The organism is Nocardioides perillae (assembly GCF_013409425.1).
In the GTDB taxonomy this organism is placed as follows: domain Bacteria; phylum Actinomycetota; class Actinomycetes; order Propionibacteriales; family Nocardioidaceae; genus Nocardioides; species Nocardioides perillae.
This window is the reverse complement of record NZ_JACCAC010000001.1, coordinates 1,294,108-1,318,193: the sequence shown is the minus strand read 5'-3', so window position 1 is coordinate 1,318,193 and position 24,086 is coordinate 1,294,108. Positions and strand designations below refer to the sequence as shown.

Sequence of the window (24,086 nt, the reverse complement as noted above, 5' to 3'; positions counted from 1 at the left end):
GTCAGTTCTCCTTGAAGGGGAAGCCGAGCTGCTTGAGCAGCGCCCGGCCCTCCTCGTCGTTGGTCGCGGTGGTCACCACGGTGATGTCCATGCCGCGGGAGCGGTCGATCTTGTCCTGGTCGATCTCGTGGAACATGACCTGCTCGGTGAGACCGAAGGTGTAGTTGCCGCGACCGTCGAACTGCTTCGGCGAGAGGCCGCGGAAGTCGCGGATGCGGGGCAGCGCCAGCGAGAGCAGGCGGTCGAGGAACTCCCACATGCGGTCGCCGCGCAGCGTGACGTGCGCGCCGATCGGCATGCCCTCGCGCAGCTTGAACTGCGCGATGGACTTGCGGGCCTTCGTGACCTGCGGCTTCTGGCCGGTGATCGCGGTGAGGTCGCGGATCGCGCCCTCGATCAGCTTCGAGTCGCGCGCCGCCTCGCCGACGCCCATGTTGACCACGATCTTGGTCAGGCCGGGCACCTGCATGACGTTCTTGATCTCGAACTCCGCCTGGAGCGCGGGGAGGATCTCCTCGCGGTAGCGGGTCTTGAGGCGCGGCACGGCCGGCGCCTCCACTGCGGTCTGCTCCGACATCAGATCTCCTCGCCGGTCTTGCGCGAGACGCGGACGCTGCGCTGGGCGGTGTACGTCGAGCCGTCGCTGCGGCGCTTGGTGACCTCGTCGCGGCGGAAGCCGACCCGGGTCACGCCGTCGCCCTCGACGAGCATCACGTTGGACACGTGGATCGGGGCCTCGGCGGTGATGATGCCGCCGGTCGAGCCCTGGACCGCCTTGGTGTGCCGCTTGACGCGGTTCACGCCCTCGACGACGACCCGCTGGTCCTCGCGGTGGACGGCGATGACCTTGCCCTCGGCGCCCTTGTCCTTGCCGGCGATCACCTTGACGGTGTCGCCCTTCTTGATGTTCATGTCCCTCTTCGCCATCTCAGAGCACCTCCGGAGCGAGCGAGATGATCTTCATGAACTTCTTCTCGCGCAGCTCGCGGCCCACGGGGCCGAAGATGCGGGTGCCGCGGGGCTCGCCGTCGTTCTTGAGGATGACGGCGGCGTTCTCGTCGAACCGGATGTAGGAACCGTCGGGGCGTCGGCGCTCCTTGACGGTGCGCACGACGACGGCCTTGACGACGTCACCCTTCTTGACGTTGCCACCGGGGATCGCGTCCTTCACGGTGGCGACGATGACGTCGCCGATACCGGCGTAGCGGCGACCCGAACCACCGAGAACACGGATGCAGAGGATCTCCTTCGCACCGGTGTTGTCGGCGACCTTGAGTCGCGACTCCTGCTGGATCATCAGTCTCTCCTGGTTGTCGTGCCGGTTCTGCGGCCCTCAGCGGGGCCGAGCCTGGCCGAACTGGATGGGATGGTGCCGAGCCCGCCGGAGCGGGTCGGACGTGGGCTCACTTGGCCTTCTCGAGGACCTCGACGAGGCGCCAGCGCTTGGTGGCCGACAACGGGCGGGTCTCCATGATGAGGACCCGGTCACCGACGCCGCACTGGTTCTGCTCGTCGTGCGCCTTGAGGCGCGAGGTCTTGCGGAGCACCTTGCCGTAGAGCGCGTGCTTCACGCGGTCCTCGACCGTGACCACGATCGTCTTGTCCATCTTGTCGCTGACGACGAGGCCCTCGCGGACCTTGCGCGCCGAGCGCTCGGTGGTCTGCTCGCTCACGCGGCACCGTCCTTCTCGTCTGCCTCGGGCGCGGTGCGGATGCCGAGCTCGCGCTCGCGCACCACGGTGTAGATCCGCGCGATGTCCTTCTTGACCGTGCGGAGCCGGCCGTTGTTCTCGAGCTGCCCGGTGGCGGCCTGGAAGCGGAGGTTGAACAGCTCCTCCTTGGCCTCGCGGAGCTTCGCCTCGAGGTCGACCTGGTTGAGCTCGTCGAGCTCGTGGGCCGCAAGATCGGTCTTGGCCATCAGAATTCACCTGCTTCGCGGGTCACGAACCGGCACTTCATCGGGAGCTTGTGCATCGCGCGGCGCATGGCCTCGCGGGCGACGTCCTCGCTGACACCGGAGAGCTCGAACATGACGCGGCCCGGCTTGACGTTGGCGACCCACCACTCGGGCGAGCCCTTGCCGGAGCCCATGCGGGTCTCGGCCGGCTTCTTCGTCAGCGGACGGTCGGGGTAGATGTTGATCCACACCTTGCCGCCACGCTTGATGTGGCGCGTCATGGCGATTCGGGCGGACTCGATCTGGCGGTTGGTCACGTAGTGACCCTCGACCGCCTGGATCCCGAACTCGCCGAACGCCAGCGACGTGCCGCCCTTGGCGGCGCCGCGACGGTCGGGGTGGTGCTGCTTGCGGTGCTTGACACGGCGGGGCATCAGCATGGTCTCAGCCCTCCTGGCTCTGCTCGGCGGCAGGCGTGGCCAGGGCGGTGTCGCCGCCGGCCGGGGCCTCCGTGACGGCGGGCGCGTCGGTGCGGTCCGCACGCGTGGGGCGGTCGCCGCGCGAGCCGCGGCCCGGACGCTCGCCCCCGCGCTGCGGACGGCCACCACGACCCGGGGCGCCCGCACGGGCGGCCGCCTGGGCCTGACGCTCGGCGCGGGTGCCCGCGACCTCGCCCTTGTAGATCCAGACCTTCACGCCGATGCGGCCGAAGGTCGTGCGGGCCTCGTAGAACCCGTAGTCGATGTCGGCGCGCAGGGTGTGCAGGGGCACGCGGCCCTCGCGGTAGAACTCGGTGCGCGACATCTCGGCGCCGTTGAGGCGGCCGGACACCTGGATCCGGATGCCCTTGGCACCCGAGCGCATCGTGGTCTGCATCGCCTTGCGCATCGCGCGGCGGAACTGCACGCGGCCGGCGAGCTGCTCGGCGACGCCCTGGGCGACCAGCTGAGCGTCGACCTCGGGGCTCTTGACCTCGAGGATGTTCAGCTGGACCTGCTTGCCGGTGAGCTTCTCGAGCTCGCCGCGGATGCGGTCGGCCTCGGCGCCGCGGCGACCGATGACGATGCCCGGGCGCGCGGTGTGGATGTCGACGCGCACGCGGTCACGGGTGCGCTCGATCTCCACCTTGGAGATGCCAGCCCGCTCCATGCCCTTGGAGAGCAGCTTGCGGATCGCGACGTCCTCACCGACGTAGGACCGGTACAGCTTGTCGGCGTACCACCGGCTCTTGTGGTCGGTGGAGATGCCGAGGCGGAAGCCGTTCGGGTTGATCTTCTGCCCCATCAGGCAGTCCGTCCCTTCTTCTGCGCGACGACGTCGGCCGGCTGGACGACCAGGGTGATGTGGCTGGTGCGCTTGTTGATGCGCGTCGCCCGGCCCTGGGCGCGCGGGCGCCAGCGCTTCATCGTGGGGCCCTCGTCGACCCGCCCGGCCGCGACGACCAGGTCAGCGGTGTCGAGACCCTCGGTGGTCTCGGCGTTGGCCACGGCGCTCTCGAGCACCTTGTAGACCGTCTCGGAGGCCGACTGCGGCGCGAACTGCAGCAGCGCCAGGGCCTCGTCGACGGGCAGGCCGCGGACCATGTCGACCACGCGGCGGGCCTTCATCGGGGTGATGCGGGTGTGCTTCGCGGTGGCGAAGGCGCCCGGCTGGTCACCGAGCAGCGACTCGCGACGGGCGCTGGTGCGCCGGCGTTCGGTGGTGCTCATCGACGACGTCCCTTCCGGTCTTCCTTCACGTGCCCGCGGTAGGTGCGGGTGGGCGCGAACTCGCCCAGCTTGTGACCGACCATCGAGTCGGTGACGAAGACCGGGACGTGCTTGCGACCGTCGTGGACGGCGATCGTGTGACCGATCATGTCCGGGACGATCATCGAGCGGCGCGACCAGGTCTTGATGACGTTGTGGGAGCCCTTCTCGTTCTCCGCGTCCACCTTCTTCTGCAGGTGGTCGTCGACGAAGGGACCCTTCTTCAGGCTGCGAGGCATGTGCGTTACTTCCTACCCTTGCCGGACTTGCGACGACGGATGATCTGGGAGTCGGAGGCCTTGCGCTTGCGCGTGCGGCCCTCGGGCTTGCCCCAGGGCGAGACCGGGTGGCGACCACCGGAGGTCTTGCCCTCACCACCGCCGTGCGGGTGGTCGACCGGGTTCATGACCACACCGCGCACGGTCGGGCGCTTGCCCTTCCAGCGCATGCGGCCGGCCTTGCCCCAGTTGATGTTCGACTGCTCGGCGTTGCCGACCTCGCCGACCGTCGCGCGGCAGCGCACGTCGACGAAGCGCATCTCGCCCGAGGGCATGCGCAGCGTGGCGCGGGTGCCCTCGCGGGCGACCAGCTGGGCGCTGTTGCCGGCCGAGCGGGCGATCTTGGCGCCGCCGCCGGGACGCAGCTCCACGCAGTGGATCGTCGAGCCGACGGGGATGTTGCGCAGCGGCAGGTTGTTGCCCGCCTTGATGTCGGCGTTCGGGCCCGACTCGACCGCGGTGCCCTGCGTCAGGCCCTTCGGCGCCACGATGTAGCGCTTCTCGCCGTCGGCGTAGTGCAGCAGCGCGATGCGCGCGGTGCGGTTCGGGTCGTACTCGATGTGGGCGACCTTGGCCGGCACGCCGTCCTTGTCGTAGCGACGGAAGTCGATGATGCGGTAGGCGCGCTTGTGGCCACCACCCTGGTGCCGGGTGGTGATCCGGCCCTGGTTGTTGCGGCCGCCCTTCTTGGGCAGCGGGCGCGTCAGCGACTTCTCCGGCGTGGTCCGGGTGACCTCGACGAAGTCGGCGACCGACGAGCCGCGGCGGCCCGGGGTGGTCGGCTTGTACTTGCGGATTGCCATCAGTTCAGTCCTCGCTCGTCATCCGGTCAGGAGACCGGACCTCCGAAGATGTCGATGCGGTCGCCCTCGCGCAGGGTCACGATCGCGCGCTTGGTGTTCGGCCGGCGGCCGATGCCGAAGCGGGTGCGACGCGCCTTGCCCTGGCGGTTGATCGTGTTCACCGAGACGACCTTGACGTCGAAGATCTTCTCGACGGCGATCTTGATCTCGGTCTTGTTGGAGTCGGGCCGCACGAGGAAGGTGTACTTGCCCTCGTCGAGCAGGCTGTAGCTCTTCTCCGACACGACCGGCGCGATCACGACGTCGCGGGGGTCCTTGTGCAGCGTGCTCACTGGGCGGCCTCCTCGGCGGTGGCGAAGCGGGCGACGAAGGCGTCGTACGCGGCCTGGCTGAACACCACGTCGTCGCTGAGCAACACGTCGTAGGTGTTGAGCTGGTCGACCGCGATCAGGTGCACGTCGGGCGCGTTGCGCAGCGAGAGCCACGTGAGGGTGTCGCTGCGCTCGAGCACGACGAGGAAGCGGCGGCGCGTCGAGAGGTCCGCGAGCGAGGCCAGGGCGGCCTTGGTCGAGGGCTTCTCGCCGGAGACCAGCGCGTCGACGACGTGGATGCGGCCGTTGCGGGCGCGGTCGGTCAGCGCGCCCTTGAGGGCGGCGGCCTTCATCTTCTTGGGGGTCCGCTGGTCGTAGCTGCGCGGCTGCGGGCCGTGCACGACGCCACCACCGGCGAACTGCGGGGCGCGGGTCGAGCCCTGGCGGGCGCGGCCGGTGCCCTTCTGCTTGTAGGGCTTGCGGCCACCACCGCGCACGTCGGCGCGGGTCTTGGTGGCGTGGGTGCCCTGGCGGGCGGCGGCCTGCTGGGCCACCACGACCTGGTGGATCACGGCGACGCTCACGTCGACGTCGAAGACGTCGGCCGGGAAGTCGACCTTCTTGGCGGCGCTCACTTGCGGCCCTCCTTCTTCACGGCCGAGCGCAGCACCACGACGCCGCCCTTGGGGCCGGGGACGGCACCCTTCAGCAGCACGAGGCCCTTCTCGGCGTCGACGGCGTGCACCGTGACGTTCTGGGTCGTGACGGTGTCGCCACCCATCCGGCCCGACATCCGCATGCCCTTGAAGACGCGACCGGGGGTCGCGCAGGCGCCGATGGAGCCCGGCTTGCGGTGGTTGCGGTGGGCACCGTGCGAGGCCGAGACGCCGGCGAAGCCGTGGCGCTTCATCGTGCCGGCGAAGCCCTTGCCCTTGCTGGTGGCGGTCACGTCGACCACGTCGCCGGCGGCGAACACGTCGGGGGTGATCTCCTGCCCGACGGTGTAGGACGCGGCGTCGGCGGTGCGGACCTCGACCAGGTGGCGGCGGGGGGTGACCCCGGCCTTGTCGAAGTGGCCGGCCTGCGGCTTGGTGACCTTGCGGCCCTCGATCTCGCCGAAGCCGATCTGCACGGCGTTGTAGCCGTCGACCTCGGGAGAGCGGACCTGCGTCACGACGTTGGTGGTCGCGGCGACGACGGTCACCGGGACGATGCGGTTGTCCGCGTCCCAGACCTGGGTCATGCCGAGCTTGGTGCCGAGCAGACCCTTGAGGCTGTGTTCCAGGGTGTTCGTCATGTCTCCGACCTCAGAGCTTGATCTCGATGTCGACGCCCGCCGGCAGGTCGAGGCGCATGAGCGAGTCGACGGTCTTCGGCGTGGGGTCGATGATGTCGATGAGGCGCTTGTGGGTGCGCATCTCGAAGTGCTCGCGAGAGTCCTTGTACTTGTGGGGCGAGCGGATGACGCAGTAGACGTTCTTCTCGGTCGGCAGCGGCACCGGGCCAGCGACCTTGGCGCCCGTGCGGGTCACCGTGTCCACGATCTTCCGCGCCGAGGTGTCGATCACCTCGTGGTCATAGGCCTTGAGCCTGATGCGGATCTTCTGTCCCGCCATAGGTCTCTCTCGTCCTTACGTCTTCAGTGCCACGTGCAGGTCACGACGCGTCTCCGGGTGGATCCGCACCGCCCGTCGCTCCTCCGCCGACCAGCGACCCCCGCGGTCGGGCGTGTCGCGCATGCTGCACGCGGCTGTCCGCTGGTCTGCTGATCCTCTGGTGGCGCCCGACGGGTTCGTCGGGCTGATCGGGTCCCCTGCACCGGTGCGGCTGCACGCCAGACCACCGGCTCGATCAGGAGACGCGATTCAGTGGTCAAGGTGTGCCGCACCCCGGCGACCCGCCGGAGCAACCGGACCATCTTGGCAGACATCACCCAGCACGCCAAATCGTTCCGGCGAGCTCCCCCGCGAGCCCCCTGCGAGCTCCCCCAGGAGCCGCGGCGCGCCGGGAGCCGGGCGCGCGACGAGGGCCCCGGGCGTCGCCCGGGGCCCTCGTGCCGTGCGGGTGGGTCAGGGAGCGGTGTAGAGCAGGCGGTTCGGCGAGCCGTTGGCCCCGCTCACCAGGCCGGTGGTGGCGTTGGCCAGCAGGGCGTTGGTCACCGTGCTCGCGCTGGCCCCGGGGTTGCCCTGCAGGTAGAGCGCGGCCGCGCCCGCGACGTGCGGCGCCGCCATCGAGGTGCCGGAGATGGTGTTGGTCGCCGTCGTGGAGGTCCACCAGGCCGAGGTGATCGAGCTGCCCGGCGCGAAGAGGTCGACGCAGCCGCCGTAGTTGGAGAACGACGAGCGCGCGTCGCTGCTGGTGGTCGAGCCGACCGTGATCGCGGAGGCCGCCCGCGCCGGGGAGACGTTGCAGGCGTTCTGGCTCTCGTTGCCCGCGGCCACCACGACGGTGACGCCGGAGGAGACCATCCGGCCGACGGCGGCGTCGGTCGCGGTGTCCGCCGGGCCGCCGAGGCTCATGTTGGCGACCCGGGCGCCGCCGGTCTGCCCGGCGACCCAGTCCATGCCGGCGATGACGCCGGAGGTGGCGCCGCTCCCGCGGCAGTCGAGCACGCGCACCGGCACGAGCGTCACGGCCTTGGCGACGCCCCAGCGAGCGCCGCCGACCGTGCCGGCGACGTGGGTGCCGTGGCCGTTGCAGTCCGAGGAGCCGCGGCCGTCGTTGATCGCGCTCGCACCGGTGGTGACGCGGCCGCCGAAGTCGGTGTGCGAGCGGTTGATGCCGGTGTCGATGACGAAGACCCGCACGCCCGAGCCGGTGCGGCTGTAGCGGTAGGTGCCGTCGAGCGAGCGGGGCCGCTGGTCGGAGCGGTCGAGGCCCCAGGTCGCCCCGGTCTGGTCAGCGGACAGGGTGACCTGCTGGTCCTCCTGCACGAAGGCCACGTCGGGGTTGGCCCGGGCGGCGTCGACCTGGTCGGCGCTCATCTCGGCGGCGTAGCCGCGCAGGTGGGGGTAGACCCGGGTCACCCGGGCGCCGGTGTCGCGGGCCGCGGCGCGGGCGGCGGCGACGTCGCGCATCGACGCGCCCTCCTCGAGCATCACGACGTACTGCCCGGCGAGGGCGTCCTCGGCCTGGACGAGGGGTGCCTTCCCGCCGGCCGCACCGCGGCCGTCGGCCGGGGCGCCGGTGGCCCCGCTGGTCGCCAGCCCCGGCACGGTGGCCAGGGCGAGGGCGGTGGCTGCTGCCACGAGGGCAGGCTTGCGCAAGGTGTGCATCCGCACGACTCCTCTCCGGACCCGCGGGCCCGGTGACGGCGCCGTCCCGAGAAACGGACAGCGGGCGGTGCGCTCGCACCGCCACGCGGATCATGCGCCCGCACGCCGCCGGGGCACAAGCATGCTTGCGCGTTCAACGGCAGACCGGCGGCACGTCACCTGCCGGTCGGCACGTCGGCGCCCGTCACGCGCGGCGGTAGGCCAGGTCGACGATGCGCCGCTCGGCGGCGAGGCCCTTGCGCTCGAACTTCGTGAGCGGGCGCGGCTCCCACCGCGGCACCTCGCCGCCGGTGAGCAGCGGCTCGGCGTCGAGCACCTCGCGGACCTGCTCGGCGTAGTCGGCCCAGTCGGTGGCCAGGCGCCAGGTGGCGCCCGGCGCGAGCCGGCGGGCGGCGACCGCGGCGAAGGCGGGGTTGACCAGGCGGCGCTTGTGGTGGCGCTTCTTCGGCCACGGGTCGGGGAAGAAGGTCCACAGCTCGGCGAGCGCGCCCTCGGCCACGACGTGCTCGAGGAACCACACGGCGTCGACGGAGCAGAAGCGCACGTTGGTGGCGCCGGCGGCCGCGACGCGTCCCAGGCCCTCGGCGACGCCCGGGCGCCACACCTCGAGGGCGAGCACGTCGACGTCGGGGCGGGCCGCCGCCAGGGCCGCGGTGGCCTCCCCCGTGCCCGAGCCGATCTCGACGACGAGGGGCGCCTCGCGGCCGAACCAGTCGGCGAGCGAGAAGCCGTCGGCGTCCACCGCCTCGTCGGGCACCACCCACGCCTCGGCGTGGGCGGCCCACGCCGCCTCCTGCCGGGCGTCGAAGCGACTGCCGCGCCGCGAGTAGGTCAGCACCTCGCGCACGCGCCGCCCGTCCTCGGTGAGCTTGTGGTGCGGGCGCGCGGGCCGCACGGCGCCGGCAGGACGCCCGGCGCGGGCGGTGGGGGGCTGGGGGTCCACGGGCGGACGACCTCTCGTGACGGCGTACGGCGAGAGGCCCCACCCGGCGAACCGGGTGGGGCCTCTCGTCTGGTGCGGGTGCGGTCAGCCGACCGCGGGGATCACTTGGTGATCTTGGTGACGCGACCGGCGCCGACGGTGCGGCCACCCTCGCGGATCGCGAAGCGCAGACCCTCGTCCATCGCGATGGGCTGGATGAGCTCCACGGCCATCTCGGTGTTGTCGCCCGGCATGACCATCTCGGTGCCCTCGGGCAGCGTGACGACACCGGTGACGTCGGTGGTGCGGAAGTAGAACTGCGGGCGGTAGTTGTTGAAGAACGGCGTGTGACGGCCACCCTCCTCCTTCGAGAGGATGTAGACGCTCGCCTCGAAGTTGGTGTGCGGGGTGGTGGTGCCGGGCTTCACGACGACCATGCCGCGCTCGACGTCCTCGCGCTTGGTGCCGCGCAGGAGCAGACCGACGTTCTCGCCGGCCTGGCCCTCGTCGAGGAGCTTGCGGAACATCTCGACGCCGGTGACGGTCGACTTCTGCGACTTCTCGCGGATGCCGACGATCTCGACCTCCTCGTTGACCTTCACGATGCCGCGCTCGATGCGACCCGTGATCACGGTGCCGCGACCGGTGATCGTGAAGACGTCCTCGACGGGCATGAGGAACGGCTTGTCGGTGTCGCGCTCGGGCTGCGGGATGTAGGAGTCGACCGCGTCCATCAGCTCGCCGATCGAGTCGGCCCACTTCTGGTCGCCGTTGAGGGCCGGGAAGGCCGCCACGCGGACCACGGGGACGTCGTCGCCCGGGAACTCGTACTCGGAGAGGAGCTCGCGCACCTCCATCTCGACGAGCTCGATGAGCTCCTCGTCGTCGACCATGTCGCACTTGTTGAGCGCGACCACCAGGGCGGGCACGCCGACCTGGCGCGCGAGCAGGACGTGCTCGCGGGTCTGCGGCATCGGGCCGTCGGTGGCGGCGACCACGAGGATCGCGCCGTCCATCTGGGCCGCGCCGGTGATCATGTTCTTGATGTAGTCGGCGTGACCGGGGCAGTCGACGTGCGCGTAGTGGCGCTGCTCGGTCTGGTACTCGATGTGGGCGATCGAGATGGTGATGCCGCGCTGGCGCTCCTCGGGAGCCTTGTCGATGGAGTCGAAGGGCGACTCCTCGTTGAGGTCCGGGTACTTGTCGTGCAGCACCTTCGAGATCGCCGCGGTGAGCGTCGTCTTGCCGTGGTCGATGTGACCGATGGTGCCGATGTTGACGTGCGGCTTGGTCCGCTCGAACTTCGCCTTAGCCACTGGGGGCTCCTCCTGGTGGATTGGTTGCTTGACTCGTGGTGGTGCGGTGGGGCCGAGGGCCGTGCGAGGTTACTCGCCGCGGACCTTCTTGATGATCTCGTCGGCGATGTTCGAAGGAACCTCGGCGTACGAGTCGAACTCCATCGAGTACGACGCCTGCCCAGAGGTCTTGGACCTCAGGTCGCCAACGTACCCGAACATCTCGGACAGCGGCACGAGGGCGTTCACGACGATGTCGCCGTGACGCTCCTCCTGCGCGCGGATCTGGCCGCGGCGGCTGTTGATGTCGCCGATGACCGTGCCGAGGAAGTTCTCCGGCGTGGTCACCTCGACGGCGAACATCGGCTCCAGCAGGACCGGCTTGGCCATGCGGGCGGCCTCCTTGAAGGCCTGGTTGCCCGCGATCTTGAACGCCAGCTCCGAGGAGTCGACGTCGTGGTAGGCGCCGTCCTCGAGGGTGAACTTGACGTCCACCATCGGGTAGCCGGCGAGGACACCGAACTCCATGCCCTCCTGGCCGCCCTGGTCGACCGAGGGGATGTACTCCTTCGGCACGCGACCGCCGCTGACGTTGTTGACGAACTCGTAGCCCGCACCGGTGCCCGTCTCGGGGTCGATGTTGGGGCCGAGCGAGACGACGACCTTCGCGAACTGACCCGAACCACCGGTCTGCTTCTTGTGCGTGTAGCTGTGGTTCTTGACCTCCTTGCGGAGGGTCTCGCGGTAGGCGACCTGCGGCTTGCCGACGGTGGCCTCGACACGGAACTCGCGCTTCATCCGGTCGACGAGGATCTCCAGGTGGAGCTCGCCCATGCCGGCGATGATCGTCTGGCCGGTCTCCTCGTCGGACTTGACCGTGAAGGTCGGGTCCTCGTCGGAGAGGCGCTGGATCGCCATGCCCAGCTTCTCCTGGTCGCCCTTGGTCTTGGGCTCGATGGCGACCTCGATCACGGGGGCCGGGAAGGTCATCGACTCGAGGATCACCGGGGAGGCCGGGTCGCACAGGGTGTGGCCGGTCTTGGTGTCCTTGAGGCCCATGACGGCCACGATCTGGCCGGCGCCGACCGACGCGATCTCCTCACGCTTGTTGGCGTGCATCTGGTAGACCTTGCCGATCCGCTCCTTGCGGCCGTTGACCGAGTTCATCACGGTCGAGCCGGCCTCGAGCTTGCCGGAGTAGACCCGGACGTAGATCAGCTTGCCGAGGTGCGGGTCCGAGGCGATCTTGTAGGCCAGGCCGGAGAAGGGCTCGTCGTCCGACGGCTTGCGGACGATCTGCTCCTCCTCGTCCTTGACCGAGTGGCCCACGATGCCCTCGATGTCGAGCGGCGAGGGGAGGTACTTCACGACCGCGTCGAGCAGGGGCTGCACGCCCTTGTTCTTGAACGCGGTGCCGCACAGGACCGGGTTGACTTTGTCGGCCAGGGTCGCGCGGCGGATCGCGGCCTCGAGCTCCTCGACGCTGAGCTCCTCGCCCTCGAGGTACTTCTCCATGATGGCGTCGTCGGCCTCGGAGAGCGTCTCGAGGAACTTCTCGCGGTACTCGGCGGCCTGCTCGGCCATCTCCGCGGGGATCTCCTCGACGGTGTAGTCCTCACCCATGGTGGTCTCGCCGCGCCAGGTCAGGGCGCGCATGCCGACCAGGTCGACGACGCCGAGGAAGTCGCTCTCGGCACCGATGGGCAGCTGGAGGACCAGCGGGGTGGAGTTGAGGCGCTCGACCATCATGTCGACGCAGCGGAAGAAGTCCGCGCCGGTGCGGTCGAGCTTGTTGACGAAGCACATGCGCGGGACGGAGTACTTGTTGGCCTGGCGCCACACCGTCATGGTCTGCGGCTCGACACCGGCGACGCCGTCGAAGACCGCGACCGCGCCGTCGAGCACGCGCAGCGAGCGCTCGACCTCGGCGGTGAAGTCGACGTGCCCGGGGGTGTCGATGATGTTGATCTGGTGCTTCTTCCACCAGCAGGTGGTCGCAGCGGAGGTGATCGTGATGCCACGCTCCTGCTCCTGCTCCATCCAGTCCATCGTGGCAGCGCCCTCGTGGACCTCACCGATCTTGTAGGTGATGCCGGTGTAGAAGAGGATCCGCTCGGTGGTGGTGGTCTTGCCGGCGTCGATGTGCGCCATGATGCCGATGTTGCGGACCTTGTTCAGGTCCGTGGTGATGTCGACGGCCACTTGGAAGTCTCAGTCCCTCGGTAGGTCGGTGGAGCCGGTGTGCCGGGGACGCCTGCCCGCGCGGGCGGGAGGCGTCCCCGGTCAGGTCACCAGCGGTAGTGGGCGAAGGCCTTGTTCGACTCGGCCATCTTGTGCGTGTCCTCGCGCTTCTTCACCGCGGCACCGAGGCCGTTGGAGGCGTCGAGGATCTCGTTCATCAGACGCTCGGACATCGTCTTCTCGCGACGGTCCTGGGCGTAGCCGACCAGCCAGCGCAGCGCCAGCGTGGTGCTGCGGTTGGCCTTGACCTCGATCGGGACCTGGTAGGTCGCACCGCCGACGCGGCGGGACTTGACCTCCAGGGCCGGCTTGACGTTGTCGAGCGCGCGCTTGAGCGTGACGACCGGGTCGGTGCCGGTCTTCTCGCGGCAGCCCTCGAGGGCGGTGTAGACGATGCGCTGCGCGACCTGCTTCTTGCCGTCGATCAGCACCTTGCTCACCAGCTGGGAGACCAGCGGCGACCCGTAGACCGGGTCGACGTCGATGGGACGCTTCGGAGCGGGACCCTTGCGCGGCATCAGCTCTTCTCCTTCTTCGCGCCGTAGCGGCTGCGGGCCTGCTTGCGGTTCTTGACGCCCTGGGTGTCGAGCGAGCCGCGGATGATCTTGTAGCGCACGCCGGGCAGGTCCTTCACACGACCGCCGCGCACGAGCACGATGGAGTGCTCCTGGAGGTTGTGGCCCACGCCGGGGATGTAGGCAGTGACCTCGACGCCGCTCGACAGGCGCACGCGGGCGACCTTGCGGAGGGCGGAGTTCGGCTTCTTCGGCGTGGTGGTGTAGACGCGGGTGCAGACGCCTCGGCGCTGCGGCGAACCCTTCAGGGCAGGCGTCTTGTTCTTCGACACCTTGTCCTGGCGGCCCTTGCGGACCAGCTGGTTGATGGTGGGCACCGGGTGGTTCCCCTTCGTGTTGTCTCTCAGGACCCGGCGACCTGCCGGGAACGACGTGCTGCGGTGGTCCGGGTGGTGCGCTCGCCCCCGGCCGCCACCGCCCAGGCCGCGCGCAGCCCCCGCGGTCGGGCGTGTCGGCCCTGGAGCAGGAGTCGTGCGTGGTTCGCTGGGTGCACCCGGGCCGGTCAGGTCTGCTGTCGGCTACTTCCGGGCACGCGCAACGGCCTGGTCGTCCCAGACACGAGGACCGAGGTTACCCGCGGCCCCGACAGGGGTCAAAACGCGGGTACGCCGGGCGTGCAGCGCCGCCGCGACCAGCACGCCGAGGGCCGTCACGCCGCCGCCGAGCACCAGCGTCCAGCGCGCACCGAAGGTCTCCCCCACCCAGCCGACCACCGGCGAGCCGAGCGGGGTGCCGCCCATGAACACCGTCATGTAGAGCGCCATCACCCGCCCCCGCATGCCCGGGTCGGTCTTGAGCTGCATCGTGGTGTTCGCGGCGGTGATCATCGTCAGCGAGGCCAGGCCGAGCAGCGGCAGCACGGCGGCGAAGGAGGCGTAGGTCGGCATCAGCCCGGCCGCGACCTCGACCACTCCGAAGACGACGGCGGCGACCACGACGAGCCGCAACCGGACCGTGGGCCGGCGGGCGGCGAGCAGTGCCCCGCTGAGCGAGCCGACGGCGAGGATCGAGCCCAGCACGCCGTACTCGCCGGCGCCCTTGTCGAAGACCTCCGTGGCCATGAGGGCGCTGGTGAGCTGGAAGTTGAGGCCGAAGGTGCCGGCCAGGAAGACGACCACGAGGACCAGCACGAGGTCGGGGCGGCCGCGGACGTAGGCCACGCCCTCGCGCAGCGCACCGGGGCGGCGCGGACTGGGGGCCGGGGAGTCGAGGGCGGAGGCGTCCATGCGGCGCAGCGCCCAGACGGGGGCGGCGTAGCTGACGGCGTTGAGCAGGATCACCCAGCCGGTGGCCTGCGCTCCCCCGCCGAGCGCGGCGATGAGGAGACCGGCGACCGCGGGGCCGACCAGGCGCGCGACGTTGAACGAGGCGGAGTTGAGGCCGACCGCGTTGGTGAGGTCGTCGGCGCTGACGATCTCGGAGACGAAGGACTGCCGCGCGGGGTTGTCGAAGGCGGCGGCGGTGCCGAGCAGGAAGGCCAGGACGTAGACGTGCCAGGCCTCGGCGGCGCCCGTGACCGCGAGCAGGCCCAGCACGAGGGCGGGGGCGGCCATGCCGAGGTTGGTCAGCTGCAGCAGCCGCAGCTTGCTCATCCGGTCGGCGACGAGCCCGGCGAAGGGGCCGAGCAGCAGCATCGGCAGGAACTGCAGGCCGGTGGTGATGCCGAGCGCCGTGCCGCTCGCGGTGAGCTGGAGCACCAACCAGTCCTGCGCGACCCGCTGCATCCACGTGCCGGTGTTCGACACGATGCCGCCGGCGGCGTAGCGGCGGTAGTTGCGGTTGTGCAGCGAGCGGAAGGTGGGGCTCACGCGGCGTCAGTCCTCCTCGGCCAGCGCGGCCAGGATCGGGGCGGCGGCGCGCAGGGTCGCGCGCTGGTCGGGGGTGAGCTCGCCGAGGCGCTGGGCGAGCCAGGCGTCGCGGCGGCGCCGGTCGGCGAGCACCGTCTCGCGGCCGGCCGCGGTCAGCGCGACCAGGACCTGGCGCCCGTCGGTCTCGCTCGGCCGGCGCGCCACGAGGCCCTCGGCCTCGAGGGCGGTCACGGTGCGCGTCATCGACGGCGGCTGCACCCGCTCGCGCGCGGCGAGGTCGCCGACGGTCAGCTCGCCGTGGCGCAGCAGCCCGGCCAGCACCGCCATCGCGGTGAGGCTGTGGTCGTTGCCCGGCTGCCGCTCCGCCGCCAGCCGGCGGCGCAGGCGCATCACCGCGAGCCGCAGGTCGGCCGCGAGCCCGGCCTCGCCGCGGGTGGGCGGGGTGCTCGGGCCGGTGGTGGTGGTGGAGCCGGTGGTGGTGGTGGAGCCAGTGGGGCTGCTGGGGCTGCTGGGGGTGGCGGTCGCGGCGGGCACGTGGGGTGAACTCGTTACCCGCGCTAACTATTCCCCGTGCTGGTGTTCCCCGTCCCGCTGGCGGTAGTCCGACACACCTCGGCCCTCCCGCGGGCGCAGGAGGGCCGAGGTGTGTCGGACTACCGGGTCGGTGGAGCGCTCAGGTGAGCAGGTCGGTGAGCGGGTCGATCGCGAAGTAGACCGCGAAGGAGGCGGCGACGACCCACATCAGCGGGTGGACGACACGGGCCTTGCCGAGCACGAGCTTGATCAGCACGTAGGCGAGGAAGCCGGCACCGATGCCGACCGAGATGGAGTAGGTGAACGGCATCAGCACGATGGTGAGGAATGCCGGGATCGCGATCTCGAGGTCCGACCAGGCGATCTGGGCGACCTGCTGCATCATCAGGAAGCCGACGAGGACCAGGGCCGGGACAGCCGCCTCGGACGGGATCGCGCTCACGATCGGGGTGAAGAAGGTGGAGAGCAGGAAGAGCACGCCGGTCACGATCGAGGCCAGGCCGGTGCGGGCGCCCTCGCCGACGCCGGAGGCCGACTCGATGTAGGAGGTGTTGGACGACACGCCGCCGGCACCGCCGGCGATCGCCGCGATCGAGTCGACGACGAGGATGCGCTGGGTGCGCGGGGGCACGCCCTCCTCGTCGTTGAGGCCCGCCTCGGCGCCGATGGCGGTCATCGTGCCCATGGTGTCGAAGAAGTCGGCGAGCAGCAGCGAGAAGACCAGCAGCAGCGCGGCGACCACGCCGATGGAGGAGAAGGCGCCGAAGAGGGAGAACTCGCCCAGCGTGCCGAAGTCGGGCACGTCGACGAAGCGGTCCAGCGTGGGCGCAGCGAGGATCCAGCCGCCGGGGTTGTCGGCGCTGCGCGGGCCGATGTCGAGCGCGGCCTCGAGGATGCCGGCGACCACGGTCGCGACGGCGATTGTGATGAGGATGGCGCCCTTGACGTGGCGCACCCAGAGCGCGACCAGGAGGACGAGGCCGCCCGCGAAGACGAGGACGGGCCAGCCGGAGAGCTGTCCGCCCGAGCCGAGCTGGACCGGCACCGTGGTCTGCGCGGCGTCGGGGATGCGGCTGACGAAGCCCGCGTCGACGAAGCCGATCAGCGCGATGAACAAGCCGATGCCGACCGAGATGGCGACCTTGAGCTGGGTCGGCACCGCGTGGAAGACCGCGGTGCGGAAGCCGGTGAGCACCAGCACCAGGATCACGATGCCCTCGAGCACCACCAGCCCCATCGCGTCGGCCCACGTCGCCTGGGTCGCGATCGCGACCGCGACGAAGGCGTTGAGGCCCAGGCCGGTCGCCAGCGCCAGCGGGAAGTTCGCGACGGCGCCCATGAGGATCGTCAGCACTCCCGCGACCAGCGCCGTGGCCGCCGCGATCGCCGGGAGGTTCGACCCGTCACCCGGGCCGCCGCCGAGGAAGGCGCCGGTCGAGTCCGGGACGAAGCCGAGGATCAGCGGGTTCAGCACGATGATGTAGGCCATCGTCAAGAAGGTGACGACGCCGCCGCGCACCTCCTGGGCGACGGTCGAGCCGCGTGCGGTGATCGAGAAGAAGCGGTCGAGGCCCGACGGGCGGGGGCCCGGGGTGGTGGTGCCGCCGGAGGCGGTCTTCGCGGAGTCGCTCACGGGCGGTCATCCTGGCACGCGCGGGAGGCCGGTGGGAGCCGGTCCGGTCCGGTCTAGACGACGTCCGCGTCACACCCGCGGACCGCGCCGCAGGGCGGGCGCCGGGACGCGGACGGGCCAGGGGCTACCGTGCTCGCGTGGACCTGCGCGACGACCAGCCGAGGCAGCACGAGATCGGCAACCGCACCTACGTCGTCGCCGACGTGGACCCTCTCGACGTCGACGGCGTGCGGACCGTCGAGGTCGGCTCGGCGGTGTGGCTCGTCGGCTTCGTCGCACTGCTCCCCTTCTACGGCCAGCTCGAGGAGTCCGGCCGGCTGTGGTGGCTGTGGACCTGCCTCACCGGCTTCGGCCTGGGCCTGCTGGGCCTCGAGTACTGCCGTCGCCGACGCCGCGCCCGCCTGCGCGGCGCCGGCCCGGGCCACGACAGCGGCGCCGCGCCGGACGACGTACCGCCGCTGGCATGAGCCGCCCCACCCGCTGGGAGCAGGCCGGGGACGACAACGGCTACTACGCCGAGACGTTCGCGGAGCTGCTCGCGTCGGGCGCCGACGTCGCCGGTGAGGCGCGGGTGGCCGACGCCCTGCTCCCCCGGGGCGCCCGGGTGCTCGACGCGGGCTCGGGCATGGGCCGGGTCGCCGCCGAGCTGCAGTCGCGCGGGCACGACGTGGTGGCCGTCGAGCCCGACGGGGCGCTCGTGGCTGCGTCGCGCGCGGCGTACCCGGGTCTCGAGGTCGTCGCCGCCGACCTCCTCGACGTCGACGCGGCGCGGCTGCGCGCGCTGGGACGCCCCGAGGCCTTCGACCTCGTGGTGTGCGTCGGCAACGTGCTGCTTCTCACCGCCGACGGCACCGAGCAGGCCTTCCTCGACCGCGTCGCGGCGCTGCTCGCGCCGGGCGGGCGGGTGCTGGTCGGCTTCCACCTGCAGGGCGCGCCCGAGATCGCGCGGCCCTACCCGCTGGCGGCCTTCCGCGAGCACGTCGCGGCGGCGGGGCTCGTGGTCGAGGCCCGCTTCGGGTCCTACGACCTGCGCCCGCCGCGCGAGGAGTACGCCGTGTGGGTGCTCGCGCGGGCCGCCGACGGGTCGGCCTGAGGCAGGGCTGCGGTCAGGCGCCGACGACCTCGAGGTCGTCGGTGAGGGTGTCCCAGACCGGCTCGGGCAGCGGCTGCGGCTGGTGCTGGCGTGAGAGCGTCACCTCGGAGTGGGCGCCGCAGCCGTGGTCGAAGGACACGACGCGGCCGTCGTCGTTGGCGTTGCCGTTGGCGCAGACCCCGAAGAGCTCGGAGAGCGGCCCGGCGAGACGCACGAGGAAGCCGCAGGTGGTGCACGGCGCGGGGGCCGCCTTCGCCAGCGGCGACTCGGGCCCGCCGTCGCCGGCGTGCCAGCGCTCCGCGGCCAGGTCGCGGCCCTCGCGGGAGAGCGTGCGCGGGCGGCCGAGGTAGAGCTCCGCGGCGACCTGGCGCACCTGCGCGCGGTCGTCGGCGTCGAGCGGGTCGTCGCCGTAGGAGAAGGTCGGGACCAGGCGCGGGTCGTCGTCGGCGACGGGCAGCAGGTCGCCGGGCGAGAGGTCGCCGGGCTGCAGCCGCTCGGCGTAGGGCACCCACGCGGGCGCCGTGATCGCCTCCTCGCCGGGCACGAGGACGACCTCGTCGACGGTGACGTGCCGCTGGCGCGGCGCGCGCGCGACCGTCACCGACCAGCGCCAGCCGCGGTAGCCGGCGGCGGTGCAGGCGAAGTGGTGCGTGACGACGCGGTCGTCCTCCACCACGTGGCCGAGGTGCTCGCCGACGTCGGCCGCGGGCGCCTGCTCGAGCAGCGCGGCCCGCGCGGCGTCGACCGCCTGCACGGTGGCGGCGTCGGGGCGGGGTCGGGCGGGGGCGATCACGTGCTCGATCATCACCCATCGCAGCGCGTCGTGTCGCGTCGGGTGGCCGATCCGTGACCTGGCGGGGAGGGTCCGCGGCGTGCTCGACCGTTCGTGCAACGGTTGCCCGGACGTTCGAGCATGCGCCTGCGCCGGGTCGGACCGCGCCCGTGGGTGGCACCCGGCAGGATGGGCGCCATGACCACGTGGCAGCCGGGGCCCCCCGACCCGGAGCCCACCGGCGGCCACGACCGCACGCACGGCCGGGCCCACGGCCGGGCCCACGACAGGGCCCACGACAGGGCCCACGACCGGGCCGACGACGCGGGCCCCGACACGCGGCCCGACGAGGCGCTCGACGCGCCGACGGTGGAGACACCGGCGGCCGGCGCCACCCGGCGTACGCCGTGGGGTCGCGGCGGGCGAGGCCGGCGAGGCGGGGCGACGCGCGGCGGGGCGAGCGCGGTCGGGCCCACGGTGGGCCGCACGGTCCGCTCGGCGGGTCGCGGCGCGGCGACGGCGGCGCGGGTGACGGGCCGGGCGACCGGGCGCGCGGGGCGCTCCACCGTCGGGCTGGCGCGGCGCGCGAGCCACGCGGAGGGCGCCGGCGAGACCGGGCTGTCGCGGCTGCTCGAGATGCACGCCTTCGGCGCGGCCGGTGACGCGGCCGTCGCGATCTCGCTGGCCGGCACGCTCTTCTTCCAGGTGCCGACGGGCGAGGCGCGCGGGCAGGTGACTCTCTTCCTGCTGCTCACCATGCTGCCCTTCGCGATCGTGGCGCCGCTGATCGGGCCGTTCCTCGACCGGTTCAGCCACGGTCGGCGCTGGGCCATCGGGTCGACCATGGCCGTGCGGGCCTTCCTGTGCTGGGTCCTGGCGGGAGCGGTCGTCACCGACTCGCCGTGGCTCTTCCCGGCGGCACTGGGGGTGCTGGTGGCCTCGAAGGCATACGGCGTCACCAAGGCCGCCGCCGTCCCCCGACTGCTGCCGCCCTCCCTCACGCTGGTCAAGGCCAACGGCCGCACCTCGCTGGCCGGGGTGGTGGGCGCGTCGGTCTCCGCGCCGCTCGCCGGCCTGGCCTCGACCTTCGGGCCCGAGTGGTCGCTGCGCTTCGCCTTCCTCGTCTTCACCGTCGCCACCGTGCTCGCGATCCTGCTGCCCGCGCGGGTCGACTCCACCCAGGGCGAGGAGCCGCTGGCCCTGATGCCCGGCCCCTCCGCCCTCGTCGACCCGGGCGCGACCGGGGTCGTGTCCGACGAGCGCGGCGAGCCCGGGCGGCCCCGCGGGCCGACGCGCGACCCCGGTGACGCGAGAGGCCGCACCGGTCGCCGGCGGGTGCGGCTGCCGGGGCTGGGCATGCCGGCCACCGTCGCCTACGCGCTGCGCGCCAACTGCGGGCCGCGGTGGACGTCGGGCTTCCTCACGATGTTCATGGCGTTCCTGCTGCGGGAGAACCCGATCGCCGGGTGGTCGACCGAGCTGCTGCTGGCCGTGGTCATCGGCGGCGCCGGCCTGGGCAACACCCTCGGCATCGCCCTGGCCTCGGTGCTCAAGCGGGTCGACCCGCTGACGACCGTCGCCCTCGCGCTGGTCGCCGACGTCGTCTTCGCGGCCTTCGCCGCCGCCTTCTACGGCGTGGTGACCCTCGGCCTCCTCGGCCTCGCGGCGGGGCTCGCGCAGTCGCTGGCCAAGCTGTCGCTGGACTCCACGATCCAGCGCGACGTGCCCGAGCGCGTGCGCACCAGCGCGTTCGCGCGCTCCGACACCCTGCTGCAGCTGGCCTGGGTGGTCGGCGGCTTCGTCGGCATCCTGATGCCGCTCATGCCCCGCCTCGGCCTGGGGCTGGCGGCAGGCCTGGTGGCGGCGTGGCTCGCGTTCGTGCTGGCCACCCGGCCTGACTCGCTGCGCGGTCGGCAGGCGGCGTACGCCTCGGGCTAGGCGGGTCGCGGGGGGCGCCGGGGGGCGGGGCGAACCGCCCCGTGCGACCTCTTGTGGCCCAGGTCCTGCACTTGTGCCCCGAGTTGTCGGGCCACAAGTGCAGGAGTCACCGGTCAGCCGGTGACTCCGACACCGGGGCGTCCGCCCCCGCCGAGGCGGCTCAGTTCAGGTCGAGCTCGTCGGCGAGGGCGCGCAGCAGCTTGGCGGTGGGGGCGGCGGTGCGGGGGTCGGGGTGCCGCCCGTGGCGGTAGCCCTCGCCGACGCCGTCGAGGAGGCGGATGAGGTCCTCGACGATGCCCGCCATGTCCTCGGGCGACTTGCGCTGCGCGCGCGACTTGTTGCGCGACACGGAGGTCGGCTTGTCGAGCACGCGCACCTGCAGCGCCTGGTCCCCGCGGCGACCCTGGGCGATGCCGAACTCCACGCGCGTGCCGGCCTTCAGCTCGGTGGTGCCGGCCGGGAGCGCGTCGGCGTGCACGTAGACGTCGGGGCCGTCCTCCTGGGAGAGGAACCCGAAACCCTTGCCCGCGTCGTACCACTTCACCTTGCCAGTGGGCACCGCTGCGACCTCCGAACGCACCGACGCCTCCCGCGAGGGGAGGCGCACCGCGGCACCGTGCCGCGAGGTCCCAGCCTACGCGCCCGGCGTGCGCGACGCCGCGTCGCCGGTGGTGGCGAGCCGCCAGCACCGCTCCTCGCCGAGGCGCGAGAAGCCCGTGCGCAGCAGCACGGGGGCGGAGGTCTCCACCCGCGCCTTCACCAGGGCGACCTCGGCGCCGCGGGCGGTGGCCAGGCGCAGCCGGTGGGCGAGCAGCGCCCGGTAGACCCCGCGGCCGCGGTGCGGCGCGAGCACCCCGCCTCCCCACAACCGCACGGTGTCGACGGTGCCGGGGGTGTCGCCGACCAGCGTGCAGCCCGCGCCGCCGACCGGACTGCCCGACCGGTAGGCGACGAAGCGCGGAGCGTCGAGCCCGTCACGCCGGTCGCGCTCGAGCCCGGCGATCAGGGCGTCGTCGTCGAGCGCCTCACCGCCGAAGACGGCCACGTCGACGCGGTCGAGGTCGCGGCGCGTGGCGAGGTCGACGACCTCGCGGACCTCGACGTCGGCCGGCGGGGCCACGTCGGGCAGCGAGCCGCGCAGGTCGAGCGCCAGCACGGCGTACTGCTCGACGAGGGTGGCGCCGCGCGCCTGCAGGTGGGCCTCCAGGTCGGCCGGGCGCGTGTGGTCGTGCAACCCGCTGAAGGTGACCCACGGCCGGCCCCACGCGCGTGCCCGGTCGAGCACGTCGTCGACGAGGTCGGCGGCCGTGCGCTCGGAGTCAAGCCGGAAGCACTGCGTGGGGTCGGCGAACCACTCGCCGTAGCCCACGAGGAGGTAGTCCGCCGTGTCCCGGACCAGGGCGTCGGAGGGCACCCACACCCACGCCGCTGCCCTGGCCAGCAGGACCGCGGGGTCGAGGGCGTCGCTCACCGCCACCGCTCGGGGTCGGGGAGCCGCTCGTTCATCGACCCGCTGCGGAAGCCGCGGGGGTCGAGGTCGGCGACCGCGAAGCCGGCCTCGCGCACCCCGGCGAGCACCGCGTCGCGCGCCCCGGCGCCCGAGCGCAGCGGCCCGTCGAGGAGCACCGCGTCGACCTCGACGCTCGCCCGGTCACCGCCGAGGTCGCGCACCCGCAGGTCGCGCACCGGCACCGACGCGGCCGCGAGCGTGGCGCGCACGGCCGCCTCGGCCCGCTCGACCCGGGCCAACCCGTGGGGGGTGACCTCGACGCCGTACGCCACCCGCGAGGACAGGCAGGCGGCCGCCGGCTTGTCCCAGGTCGGCAGCCCCCAGCGGCGCGAGACCTCGCGCACCTGCGCCTTGGTCAGGCCCGCGTCGGCCAGCGGGGTCACCGCGCCGCGCTCGGCCGCGGCCCGGATGCCCGGCCGGAAGCCCGCGACGAGGTCGTCGGCGTTGGTGCCGGTGGTCACCGCGGCCAGGCCCAGCCGGGCGGCGAGCGGCACCAGGGTGTCGAGCAGCTCGGCCTTGCAGGCGAAGCAGCGGTCGCCGGCGTTCGCGCGGTAGGCCGGCCGGTCCATCTCGTGGGTGCGCGGCGTGACCAGGCGCACGCCGAGCGCGTCGGCGAACGCCTCGGCCGGGCCACGCTCGGCCTGGGGCAGCGAGTCGGAGTGCCCGGTGGCGGCGACGACGTGGTCGGCGCCGAGCACGCGCACGGCCGCGGCGAGGACCAGGGCGGAGTCGGCGCCGCCGGAGAAGGCGACCAGCACCGACCCCAGCCCGCGCAGCCGCTCCTCCAGCGCCGCGACCCGCGTGGTCAGCAAGTGCTCGTCGAACCACGCGGGGAAGTCGGTGAGGTCGTCGAGCACGACGTCGGTGCCGGCGTCCTCGAGCTCGCTGCGCGTGCAGCCACCGGTCAGCACCGAGACGCTCAGCACGCCGGCCGCGCGTGCGCCCTCCACGTCGTGGACGTGGTCGCCGACGTAGACGGTCGCGCCCTCGCGGCGCAGCGCCTCCGCCTTGCCGACGCCCCACACCCAGCCCTCGAGCACGTCGACGTCGAGGCCGAGGTGGTCGAGGTGGCGCTGCGCGTTGGGGGCGTACTTGCCGGTGACGACGACCGTGCGCCCGCCGTGGGCGCGCACCGCCGCGAGGGCCTCGTGGGCGCCCGGCAGCGCGGGCGTCGGCGCGACGGCGAGGTCGGGGTAGAGCGCGCGGAACCGGTCGCCCGCCGGGCCCACCTGCTCGGGCGGCAGGTGCGGGGCGAGCATGTGGTCCAGCGGCGGCCCGAGCCGCCGGGTCAGCTCGGCGACCGGCAGGTCGACCTCGAGCTCGCGGGCCAGGGCCTCCAGCACCGCCGCGATGCCCGGCACGGTGTCGATGAGGGTGAGGTCGAGGTCGAAGCCGACCACCGGACCGGGCGCGGGGGTGCCGGGCGGGGTCGAGACGCTCACCTCGCCAGCGT

30 protein-coding genes are annotated in these 24,086 nt (G+C 72.5%); 3 read left to right on the top strand and 27 right to left on the bottom strand.

Annotation, left to right across the window (positions count from 1 at the left end; translation table 11 throughout):
• Position 1 precedes the first annotated feature (1 nt).
• The 23 genes from rplE to BJ989_RS06080 all read right to left on the bottom strand — a co-directional run bounded on the left by rplE (position 2) and on the right by BJ989_RS06080 (position 17,320).
• Entirely contained in the window at positions 2-577 is a 576-nt protein-coding gene (gene rplE, locus BJ989_RS06185; protein WP_179517445.1) for a 50S ribosomal protein L5, read from the bottom strand.
• Positions 577-927, bottom strand: a complete 351-nt coding sequence (gene rplX / locus BJ989_RS06180; RefSeq protein WP_218848744.1) for a 50S ribosomal protein L24 — start codon at positions 925-927, stop codon at positions 577-579. The genes rplE and rplX overlap by 1 nt, the downstream gene beginning before the upstream one ends.
• A gap of 1 nt (position 928) precedes the next feature.
• The gene (rplN, locus tag BJ989_RS06175) at positions 929-1,297 is read right to left on the bottom strand and encodes a 50S ribosomal protein L14 (RefSeq protein WP_011757324.1); all 369 of its coding nucleotides are present in this window, start codon (positions 1,295-1,297) and stop codon (positions 929-931) included.
• Positions 1,298-1,403: 106 nt separating this feature from the next.
• Positions 1,404-1,673, bottom strand: a complete 270-nt coding sequence (gene rpsQ / locus BJ989_RS06170; protein ID WP_179517444.1) for a 30S ribosomal protein S17 — start codon at positions 1,671-1,673, stop codon at positions 1,404-1,406.
• The gene (rpmC, locus tag BJ989_RS06165) at positions 1,670-1,918 is read right to left on the bottom strand and encodes a 50S ribosomal protein L29 (protein WP_179517443.1); all 249 of its coding nucleotides are present in this window, start codon (positions 1,916-1,918) and stop codon (positions 1,670-1,672) included. The genes rpsQ and rpmC overlap by 4 nt, the downstream gene beginning before the upstream one ends.
• A complete protein-coding gene (rplP, locus tag BJ989_RS06160) occupies positions 1,918-2,337 on the bottom strand; it encodes a 50S ribosomal protein L16 (protein ID WP_179517442.1) in 420 nt (139 codons plus the stop codon). The genes rpmC and rplP overlap by 1 nt, the downstream gene beginning before the upstream one ends.
• Before the next feature lie 4 nt (positions 2,338-2,341).
• A complete protein-coding gene (gene rpsC, locus BJ989_RS06155) occupies positions 2,342-3,181 on the bottom strand; it encodes a 30S ribosomal protein S3 (RefSeq protein ID WP_179517441.1) in 840 nt (279 codons plus the stop codon).
• On the bottom strand, positions 3,181-3,606 hold the full coding sequence (gene rplV / locus BJ989_RS06150) for a 50S ribosomal protein L22 (protein WP_179517440.1): 426 nt from the start codon (positions 3,604-3,606) through the stop codon (positions 3,181-3,183). The genes rpsC and rplV overlap by 1 nt, the downstream gene beginning before the upstream one ends.
• A complete protein-coding gene (gene rpsS / locus BJ989_RS06145; protein WP_090969263.1) occupies positions 3,603-3,884 on the bottom strand; it encodes a 30S ribosomal protein S19 in 282 nt (93 codons plus the stop codon). The genes rplV and rpsS overlap by 4 nt, the downstream gene beginning before the upstream one ends.
• A 5-nt stretch (positions 3,885-3,889) precedes the next feature.
• A complete protein-coding gene (rplB, locus tag BJ989_RS06140; RefSeq protein WP_179517439.1) occupies positions 3,890-4,726 on the bottom strand; it encodes a 50S ribosomal protein L2 in 837 nt (278 codons plus the stop codon).
• 26 nt (positions 4,727-4,752) lie between these two features.
• Positions 4,753-5,058: a 50S ribosomal protein L23 gene (gene rplW, locus BJ989_RS17135; protein ID WP_343049142.1), complete on the bottom strand. Its 306-nt coding sequence runs from the start codon at positions 5,056-5,058 to the stop codon at positions 4,753-4,755.
• A complete protein-coding gene (rplD, locus tag BJ989_RS17130) occupies positions 5,055-5,672 on the bottom strand; it encodes a 50S ribosomal protein L4 (RefSeq protein ID WP_343049141.1) in 618 nt (205 codons plus the stop codon). The genes rplW and rplD overlap by 4 nt, the downstream gene beginning before the upstream one ends.
• Positions 5,669-6,334: a 50S ribosomal protein L3 gene (gene rplC / locus BJ989_RS06130; RefSeq protein ID WP_179517437.1), complete on the bottom strand. Its 666-nt coding sequence runs from the start codon at positions 6,332-6,334 to the stop codon at positions 5,669-5,671. The genes rplD and rplC overlap by 4 nt, the downstream gene beginning before the upstream one ends.
• 10 nt (positions 6,335-6,344) lie before the next feature.
• Complete coding sequence (gene rpsJ / locus BJ989_RS06125) at positions 6,345-6,653, bottom strand: 30S ribosomal protein S10 (RefSeq protein ID WP_008360994.1); 309 nt, start codon at positions 6,651-6,653, stop codon at positions 6,345-6,347.
• 453 nt (positions 6,654-7,106) lie between these two features.
• The gene (locus tag BJ989_RS06120; protein ID WP_179517436.1) at positions 7,107-8,312 is read right to left on the bottom strand and encodes a S8 family peptidase; all 1,206 of its coding nucleotides are present in this window, start codon (positions 8,310-8,312) and stop codon (positions 7,107-7,109) included.
• A 184-nt stretch (positions 8,313-8,496) separates the two neighbouring features.
• Positions 8,497-9,255 (bottom strand): tRNA (guanosine(46)-N7)-methyltransferase TrmB, encoded by a 759-nt coding sequence (gene trmB, locus BJ989_RS06115; RefSeq protein ID WP_179517435.1) that lies wholly within the window; start codon positions 9,253-9,255, stop codon positions 8,497-8,499.
• Positions 9,256-9,356: 101 nt separating this feature from the next.
• Positions 9,357-10,550: an elongation factor Tu gene (gene tuf / locus BJ989_RS06110; protein WP_179517434.1), complete on the bottom strand. Its 1,194-nt coding sequence runs from the start codon at positions 10,548-10,550 to the stop codon at positions 9,357-9,359.
• A gap of 69 nt (positions 10,551-10,619) precedes the next feature.
• Entirely contained in the window at positions 10,620-12,680 is a 2,061-nt protein-coding gene (gene fusA / locus BJ989_RS06105) for an elongation factor G (RefSeq protein WP_218849123.1), read from the bottom strand.
• Positions 12,681-12,817: 137 nt separating this feature from the next.
• On the bottom strand, positions 12,818-13,288 hold the full coding sequence (rpsG, locus tag BJ989_RS06100; RefSeq protein WP_179517432.1) for a 30S ribosomal protein S7: 471 nt from the start codon (positions 13,286-13,288) through the stop codon (positions 12,818-12,820).
• Positions 13,288-13,662, bottom strand: coding sequence for a 30S ribosomal protein S12 (rpsL, locus tag BJ989_RS06095; RefSeq protein ID WP_179517431.1), 375 nt, complete (start codon positions 13,660-13,662; stop codon positions 13,288-13,290). The genes rpsG and rpsL overlap by 1 nt, the downstream gene beginning before the upstream one ends.
• A 201-nt stretch (positions 13,663-13,863) precedes the next feature.
• On the bottom strand, positions 13,864-15,153 hold the full coding sequence (locus BJ989_RS06090; protein ID WP_179517430.1) for an MFS transporter: 1,290 nt from the start codon (positions 15,151-15,153) through the stop codon (positions 13,864-13,866).
• Positions 15,154-15,159: 6 nt separating this feature from the next.
• Positions 15,160-15,687 (bottom strand): MarR family winged helix-turn-helix transcriptional regulator, encoded by a 528-nt coding sequence (locus BJ989_RS06085; protein ID WP_343049138.1) that lies wholly within the window; start codon positions 15,685-15,687, stop codon positions 15,160-15,162.
• Positions 15,688-15,826: 139 nt separating this feature from the next.
• On the bottom strand, positions 15,827-17,320 hold the full coding sequence (locus BJ989_RS06080; RefSeq protein WP_179517429.1) for a solute carrier family 23 protein: 1,494 nt from the start codon (positions 17,318-17,320) through the stop codon (positions 15,827-15,829).
• A gap of 137 nt (positions 17,321-17,457) precedes the next feature.
• Here BJ989_RS06080 and BJ989_RS06075 point away from each other — a divergent pair, with 137 nt between their 5' ends.
• Both BJ989_RS06075 and BJ989_RS06070 read left to right on the top strand, forming a co-directional pair.
• A complete protein-coding gene (locus BJ989_RS06075) occupies positions 17,458-17,787 on the top strand; it encodes a DUF2530 domain-containing protein (RefSeq protein ID WP_343049137.1) in 330 nt (109 codons plus the stop codon).
• Positions 17,784-18,413, top strand: coding sequence for a class I SAM-dependent methyltransferase (locus BJ989_RS06070; RefSeq protein WP_179517428.1), 630 nt, complete (start codon positions 17,784-17,786; stop codon positions 18,411-18,413). The genes BJ989_RS06075 and BJ989_RS06070 overlap by 4 nt, the downstream gene beginning before the upstream one ends.
• Before the next feature lie 13 nt (positions 18,414-18,426).
• Here the strand turns inward: BJ989_RS06070 and BJ989_RS06065 are convergent, their stop codons facing one another.
• A complete protein-coding gene (locus BJ989_RS06065) occupies positions 18,427-19,206 on the bottom strand; it encodes a DUF3027 domain-containing protein (protein WP_343049135.1) in 780 nt (259 codons plus the stop codon).
• A 177-nt stretch (positions 19,207-19,383) separates the two neighbouring features.
• On the opposite strand from BJ989_RS06065, the gene BJ989_RS06060 reads away from it, so the two are divergent.
• Positions 19,384-21,123 (top strand): MFS transporter, encoded by a 1,740-nt coding sequence (locus BJ989_RS06060; RefSeq protein WP_246283410.1) that lies wholly within the window; start codon positions 19,384-19,386, stop codon positions 21,121-21,123.
• A 160-nt stretch (positions 21,124-21,283) separates the two neighbouring features.
• On the opposite strand, the gene BJ989_RS06055 is transcribed toward BJ989_RS06060, so the two are convergent.
• From BJ989_RS06055 to larE, 3 genes are all read right to left on the bottom strand, one after another.
• Positions 21,284-21,682: a cold shock domain-containing protein gene (locus BJ989_RS06055; protein WP_179517426.1), complete on the bottom strand. Its 399-nt coding sequence runs from the start codon at positions 21,680-21,682 to the stop codon at positions 21,284-21,286.
• Between the two features lie 75 nt (positions 21,683-21,757).
• Positions 21,758-22,594, bottom strand: a complete 837-nt coding sequence (locus tag BJ989_RS06050) for a GNAT family N-acetyltransferase (RefSeq protein ID WP_179517425.1) — start codon at positions 22,592-22,594, stop codon at positions 21,758-21,760.
• Complete coding sequence (gene larE / locus BJ989_RS06045) at positions 22,591-24,075, bottom strand: ATP-dependent sacrificial sulfur transferase LarE (RefSeq protein WP_218849620.1); 1,485 nt, start codon at positions 24,073-24,075, stop codon at positions 22,591-22,593. The genes BJ989_RS06050 and larE overlap by 4 nt, the downstream gene beginning before the upstream one ends.
• Positions 24,076-24,086 lie beyond the last annotated feature (11 nt).